General features: G+C 70.4%; 7 protein-coding genes. 3 read left to right on the top strand and 4 right to left on the bottom strand.

The features are described 5' to 3' along the window. Positions 1-345: 345 nt before the first annotated feature. Entirely contained in the window at positions 346-1,431 is a 1,086-nt protein-coding gene (locus tag ACFY9V_RS17695) for a substrate-binding domain-containing protein (protein ID WP_391161841.1), read from the top strand. 127 nt (positions 1,432-1,558) lie between these two features. Here the strand turns inward: ACFY9V_RS17695 and ACFY9V_RS17690 are convergent, their stop codons facing one another. Beyond that, positions 1,559-1,954, bottom strand: a complete 396-nt coding sequence (locus tag ACFY9V_RS17690; RefSeq protein WP_391161840.1) for a DUF1232 domain-containing protein — start codon at positions 1,952-1,954, stop codon at positions 1,559-1,561. A 347-nt stretch (positions 1,955-2,301) separates the two neighbouring features. Between ACFY9V_RS17690 and ACFY9V_RS17685 the strand changes: the two genes are divergently transcribed. Then, positions 2,302-2,601, top strand: a complete 300-nt coding sequence (locus ACFY9V_RS17685) for a WhiB family transcriptional regulator (RefSeq protein WP_355348993.1) — start codon at positions 2,302-2,304, stop codon at positions 2,599-2,601. Here the strand turns inward: ACFY9V_RS17685 and ACFY9V_RS17680 are convergent. The 3 genes from ACFY9V_RS17680 to ACFY9V_RS17670 form a co-directional block, all read right to left on the bottom strand. Further along, on the bottom strand, positions 2,582-4,465 hold the full coding sequence (locus ACFY9V_RS17680) for a RecQ family ATP-dependent DNA helicase (protein WP_391161839.1): 1,884 nt from the start codon (positions 4,463-4,465) through the stop codon (positions 2,582-2,584). The two genes, ACFY9V_RS17685 and ACFY9V_RS17680, sit on opposite strands and share 20 nt — an antisense overlap. Positions 4,466-4,707: 242 nt before the next feature. Then, positions 4,708-4,974: a GlsB/YeaQ/YmgE family stress response membrane protein gene (locus ACFY9V_RS17675; protein ID WP_355348999.1), complete on the bottom strand. Its 267-nt coding sequence runs from the start codon at positions 4,972-4,974 to the stop codon at positions 4,708-4,710. A gap of 289 nt (positions 4,975-5,263) precedes the next feature. After that, a complete protein-coding gene (locus ACFY9V_RS17670) occupies positions 5,264-5,611 on the bottom strand; it encodes a chaplin family protein (protein ID WP_391049870.1) in 348 nt (115 codons plus the stop codon). Between the two features lie 348 nt (positions 5,612-5,959). Here ACFY9V_RS17670 and ACFY9V_RS17665 point away from each other — a divergent pair, with 348 nt between their 5' ends. Further along, complete coding sequence (locus ACFY9V_RS17665) at positions 5,960-6,151, top strand: DUF4236 domain-containing protein (protein WP_188283018.1); 192 nt, start codon at positions 5,960-5,962, stop codon at positions 6,149-6,151. The last annotated feature ends 25 nt before the right edge of the window (positions 6,152-6,176 follow it).

Here is a 6,176-nt window from a genome sequence, read left to right as displayed (position 1 = left end):
TCGTCGGGCGACGGGGGGGCGGGGGGGGGGTCCCCCCGGGCCCCCGGGGGGCGGGGCGGGGGGGGGCCCCCCCCTGGGGGGGGGTGCCGCCCTCCGGCCGTGCGCCCGGTCCTGTCGTGAGCGGTATGACACATATCCGACCCGTGAAAGCGCATTGCCCCGAACGCCCGGCTTCGGATTCACATGTTGTAGGCGTTGCCTCATGAGGCGATGACAGGAGAGCCCAATATCGATTCAATGAATCGATCCGATGTTTACTTCTTGACGTACGGAGCGTCACGAGAGTTGACTCGCCTGCACCCGGGTCGCGGTGTTGCGGCCCAGTCAGGGAGGGGCAAACCGCGCATGAAGGCAATGACGCGACGGCTCATCGTCGGAACCGCCGCTGTTTCGCTCGCGCTCACCACCTTGGCCGCCTGCGGCAAAACCCATGACAAGTCGTCAGGCGGCGGCAAGGACAAGACGATCGGCCTGCTGCTCCCGGACACCACGACCACCCGGTACGCCAAATTCGACCGTCCCCTGATCGAGGCCAAGATCAAGGAACTGTGTTCGGACTGCAAGGTCAGCTACGACAACGCCTCGGCCGACCCGGCGAAGCAGGCGCAGCAGGTCAGCAGCATGATCGCCAAGGGCGTCAAGGTGCTCATCCTGGACGCGCAGGACTCGGTCGGCATCCAGTCCTCGGTGCAGGCCGCGGTCGACAAGGGCATCAAGGTCGTCGCGTACGACCGCCTCGCGCAGGGTCCGGTGTCCGCCTACGTCTCCTACGACAACGAGAAGGTCGGCGAGTTGCAGGGGCAGGCGCTGCTGGACGCCATGGGTCCCAAGGCCGTTCCCACCTCGAAGATCGTGATGATCGACGGCGACCCGGCCGACCCGAACGCCGCTGCCTTCAAGGAAGGCGCGCACAAGATCCTCGACGGCAAGGTGAACATCGCCTACGAGCAGTCGGGTCTGTGGAAGGACACCGTCGCCAACCAGAAGGTCACCGCGGCGATCACCCAGCTCGGCAAAGCCGCCATCGCCGGTGTCTACTCCGCCAACGACGCCATGGCGGGCGGTATCGCCACCGCCCTCAAGGGTGCGGGCATCAACCCGCCGCTCACCGGTCAGGACGCCGAACTCACCGCGATCCAGCGGATTCTGGCGGGCACTCAGACCAGCACCGTCTACAAGGCGTACAAGCCGGAGGCGGACGCCACCGCGCAGATCGCGATCGACCTGCTGAACGGCAAGGACGTCAAGTCCGTGGCCGACGGCACCGCCAAGAGCGGTTCCGGACAGGACGTCCCGGCGAAGCTGCTGGACGCCATATCGGTGACCAAGGAGAACATCAAGGACACGGTCATCAAGGACGGTCTCTACACCACCGCCCAGATCTGCACCGCCGAATTCGCCCAGGCGTGCAAGGACGCCGGCATTCAGTAGGAGACGCCTCGAACGGGACGCGCATCCGACGGATGACGCGTCCGGCGAGAAACCTCCGGCAGCGGTTTCGACCGGCCGGGTCAGGGGCGCGTACCGCGTACGCCGTATCCCTCGGCCCGGCCGGTGGTCACACCGCCGAACCCCTCGGGGGCAGCGCGCCGCCGCGCGGACCGTCGGACTCCCAGCTCACGAAGCGCCCCGACTCGCGGACCAGACCGGTCATGAACCACAGCACCACCGCCGAGTCGTCCGTCCACCCGAGAACCGGGATGACGTCCGGGATCGCGTCCAGCGGCGAGACCACGTAGATCGCCGCCAGGACCGTGAAGGCCAGCAGCTTGGCGCGCGACAGGCCCGGATAGCGGCGGTGCAGCACCGCGCTGACCAGACGCGGCGTCGCCACCAGCCGCCGGAACAGGCCCGGTTCGCCCGGGCGGCGCGTCTCGCGGTACAGGCCCCACGCGGAGCGGCCGGTGCGCAGCGGCACGGGCGCCCTGCTCGGCTTGCGGTCGCTTCTGGCCATGGCGGCGGCTCCTTCGGCGTACGGACGGACATGGATACGGGGCGAGGCCGAGTGGAGACCTGACGGTTTCCGGTCCGGCGGAGACCTCACGGCCTCCGGTCGGTCGGGAACCTCCCGGCCTCACTGTCACCGCCTACCCCCGATCCGGCCGTGCGTGACGCCGCCACGCCCGACGGGAGGCGTCCGAGAGCGAATCGGGTCATCGGGTTGTCGGATGTCCGTAAGGCTTCGGGCGCCGCCGCCCTCACAAACTCCTCACGTTGAGCGCCGACCACCTGGGCAGGCGAGTACCCATGGGCCCGGTACGTGGGCCCGACACTCCGCACCCGACGAAAGGCGGTGTCTCCGTGAGCTGGCAACACCAGGCCGCATGCCGCACCGAGGACCCCGAACTCTTCTTCCCCGTGGGCAACGCCGGACCGGCCAAACTCCAGGTGCAGAAGGCCCAACGGGTCTGCGCGGACTGCCCGGTCAGGGAGACCTGCCTGAGCTACGCCCTCGACATGGGCGAAAGCCTCGGCGTGTGGGGCGGCACCAGCGAGGAGGAACGCCGCACCCTGAAACGTCGGAGGTCTCGGCAGCAGGCCGCGGTGGCCCGCGCGTCGGCGGGCACCGCGGAGCCGCATGTCACGCACCGCGCCCCTTGACCGGCGTCAGCAGATCCCGCTCCCGGACGACGGACAGCGACAGGGTCCGGTATCCGGCGGATTCGAAGAGCACGGTGACCGTGTCGTCCGCGACGCCCATCACCTCGCCCTGACCCCATTTGTCGTGCAGGACCCGGACGCCGGGCGCGTACCGGCCGTGCGAAGCGGCCGCGGCCCCGGCGTCCGGCCGTCCGCGGTCGCGGCGCCAGATACGTGCCCGGCTCCCGCCCCGCGCGGCTGCCGCGGCTGACTCCCGGCCGCCGGAACCGGACTCCGCGTCCTGTCGGGAGTCGCCCCGCGAGCCCGTACCGCGCAGGACACCCGCGTGGCGGTCCCTTTCGGGGGCCGGGGCGCCGGGTCCGGACGTCGAACCGCACGTGTCGCAGTTGCCGCAGCCTCCGGGGAGCGCCTCGCCGAAGTAACCCAGCAGGAAGGCCCGCCGACAGCCGTCGGTCTCCGCGAAGCCGCGCATCATGTCCACGCGGGACTGCTCCAACTGCCGGTGACTGTCGGCGGTTTCCAGCGCCCGCTCCACAGCGGCCTTCCGCGCCGCGGCCGTCGCGCACTCCGGCGTCAGCGACACCTTCCCGTCCGCCGCCGTACGGACCGCGCCCGCCTGCCCCAGCAGATTGAGGACACCCGTCAACCGGGTCGCCGTCAGTCCGGTGTCGCCGCGCAACGCCGTCACGGAGACCGCGGCGGGCTCCTCGGCCGCCTTCTTCCCGGCCGCCTTGCCCGTCGTCCGCTCGGCCGACCGCTCGGCGAGCTGGTCCGCGACCAGGGTGAGGGCGTCGGCGTCCGGGCGGCCGGAGGAGAAGAACCGCCGCAGCCCCAAGTCCTGCGGCCGGTAGGCGATGTACGCCCGCGCCGGTTCCCCGTCGCGGCCCGCGCGGCCGATCTCCTGGTAGTACGCGTCGAGCGATCCCGGCACCGAGGCGTGCACCACGAACCGCACATCGGGCTTGTCTATGCCCATGCCGAACGCCGAGGTGGCCACGACGACCGCCAACTCCCCGTGCTGGAAACGGTCCTGGACGGACGACCGCTCCGCGGCGCGCAACCCTGCGTGGTACGCGGCGGCGGACACCCCCGCCTCCCGCAACTCCTCGGCGTATGACTCGGAATCGCGCCGGGTCGCCGTATAGACGATGCCGGAGCCGGTCTCGGCGCCGACGCGGTCGAGGACCGCGCGCCGCTTGGCCTTCTCCTCCTGGAAGTAGCCGACCGCCAGATGGATGTTGGGCCGGTCGAACCCGGCGATGACCTCCTGGGCGCCGCGCATGCCCAGCAGTTGAAGGATCTCCGCGCGGACCGGCGCCGCCGCGCTCGCGGTGAGTGCCAGGACCGGCGGGCGGCCGATCCGTTCGCGTACGGCGCCCAACCGCAGGTAATCAGGGCGGAAGTCGTGGCCCCAGGAGGAGACGCAGTGCGCCTCGTCCACCACGAACAGCGCGGGACGGGCCTGCTTCAGCCGCAGGATGACGTCCTCCCTGGCCAGTTGCTCGGGCGCGAGGAAGATGAAGTCCAGGTCGCCGCTCTCCACCCGGTCCCAGGTCTGCGCGTTCTCCGCGTCGCGGTGCGTGGAATTGACCGATGCCGCGCCCGGTCCTTCGCGCTTGAGCAGCCCCTCGACCTGGTCGCGCTGGAGGGCGATCAGCGGGGACACCACGACCGTCGGCCCCTTCAGCAGGACGCCCGGCACCTGGTAGACCGCCGACTTCCCGGCACCGGTCGGCATCACGACCATGACGTCCTGGTGCCGCATCACCGCCTTCATCGCCTCCAGTTGCGGCGGGCGCAGGCTCGGCCAGCCGAACACGTCACGTGCGCAACGCCGTAGCCGACGGGCGGTCGATCCGAACATGCTGCTCCCTGCGGTCGTGGTGGTTGAGGCGGTCGGCCGATGAAGGTCGGCCGATGAAGGTCGGGCGTTGGAGGGGGAGGGCGCCGGGGCGGTGTCGTGGGTGCGGGTGACCGTCGGCGGCGCGATCGGGCAGACGGAAGGCGCCCTTCCCGGGGTCGGGTTCCATGCGGAACTCCTCGAGGAAAGGCGCCTGCGTTCATATCATCCGGATGCCGGGTGTGGCCGGGACCAGGACTCATGGATCACCGACGGCGCGGGCTCGACCTGTCGAGAGCGGCGATACCGACAGCGGCCAGACCGATCTGGATGAGCCACTCGATCCAGTCGACTCCGCTGGTGTCGTCGACGTTGAGACCGTGGGCGATGGCGGCTCCGATGATGGCCGCCACGATGCCGATCAGGATGGTCCAGATGACGCCGATGTGCTGACGGCCGGGGACCACGAGCCGACCGAGCACGCCAATGATAATGCCGATGATGATGGCGCTGATGATGCCGGAGATCTCCATGACGTCCCTTCTTGTCGTACGTGGCCACCCACGTGCGTTCTCGGGGGTCGTCTGCCCTTGAAGGACGCGAACACGCATTCGGCCCCGGGCGAGGGGGAGTTGGGCCCAAAGGGGTGCTTCGCGCGGCCGGGTCCGAGGGCTTCGGGCCCGCGGCCTCCCGGCGTGAAGCGTTCTGGTATGCGGTGTTCCGGCATGGAGCGTCCCGGCATGGAGCGTCCCGGCATGGAGCGTCCCGGCCGCCGGCCCTTGCGGGCGGCGACCGGGACGGGGTGCTCAGGAAGCGGTCCGACTACTTGCAGTCGTCCTTGGCCTCGGGGTGCCAGACGTGACCCTCGTGGCCCCAGTGGCCCATGCCGTCGTGGTTCGCGCCGTCCCAGCCGGCGCTCTCGTGGTGACCGCCGCCGTTGTAACAGGTGTTGCCGAATGCGGGGTTCAGCGCGCCGATCAGGTTGATCGAGTTGCCGCAGGCGTTGATCGGCACGTCGATCGGGACCTGGATCAGGTTGCCCGACAGGACGCCGGGCGAGCCGATGGCCGCGCCGGTGGCGTCGGCGTCAGCGGCGGCGACGCCGCCACCGGCAAGCACGATCCCGCCGACGAGCGCGGCCAGGACAGCGCCGTTGCGCATGAGCTTCATGGGTACTCCTTTGGTGCTGGTGGTCTGCACTGAGCCCACCGGCATGCGGAGTGTGATCATCCGCCTTACCGGTGTCCGCACTCAGAGTTCGCCACCCGTCGTCGGCCCGGTGGCTGCCGCGCCCGCAAGTCACTCGTCCGGACGGCAGCGAACACCGCTCCCCGAGTGAGCCCGCGGCCCGACTGCGCCGGACGGCTCTGCCGAACGCCTCTGCCGAACCCCTCGGCCCGGGGCCTCGGCGGTATCGAACGGTCGGAACGCGGGCGGACGGCGACGGTTCAGGAGTCGTCGGGGTGAGGCGGTGTCAGCTGGGCAGACGAGCCGACAGGCCAACCACCGGAGGACATCATGCCGCTGACGTTCCGTAAGTCGTTCCACATATTTCCCGGCGTACGTATCAACGTGAACCGGAAGTCGCTGTCCCTCACGCTCGGACGCAGGGGCGGCGCGCACCGCACCTGGTCGACCACGGGACGGCGGACGACCTCCGCGGACCTGCCGGGCCCCTTCGGCTACCGGCACACCGACCGGCGCAAGTGATCGGCGCGGGCGACCCGCCCCGCCG

This window comes from Streptomyces sp. NPDC008317 (assembly GCF_042955955.1).
Taxonomy (GTDB): Bacteria; Actinomycetota; Actinomycetes; order Streptomycetales; family Streptomycetaceae; genus Actinacidiphila.
Note: the sequence above shows the minus strand (reverse complement) of the source record. Positions and strands in the feature narration are given on the sequence as shown.

Coding starts and splice junctions, on each gene's coding strand:
- ACFY9V_RS17695 (WP_391161841.1), top strand. CDS start 346: ATGAAGGCAATGACGCGACGGCTCATCGTCGGAACCGCCGCTGTTTCG.
- ACFY9V_RS17690 (WP_391161840.1), bottom strand. CDS start 1,954: ATGGCCAGAAGCGACCGCAAGCCGAGCAGGGCGCCCGTGCCGCTGCGC.
- ACFY9V_RS17680 (WP_391161839.1), bottom strand. CDS start 4,465: ATGTTCGGATCGACCGCCCGTCGGCTACGGCGTTGCGCACGTGACGTG.
- ACFY9V_RS17675 (WP_355348999.1), bottom strand. CDS start 4,974: ATGGAGATCTCCGGCATCATCAGCGCCATCATCATCGGCATTATCATT.
- ACFY9V_RS17670 (WP_391049870.1), bottom strand. CDS start 5,611: ATGAAGCTCATGCGCAACGGCGCTGTCCTGGCCGCGCTCGTCGGCGGG.
- ACFY9V_RS17665 (WP_188283018.1), top strand. CDS start 5,960: ATGCCGCTGACGTTCCGTAAGTCGTTCCACATATTTCCCGGCGTACGT.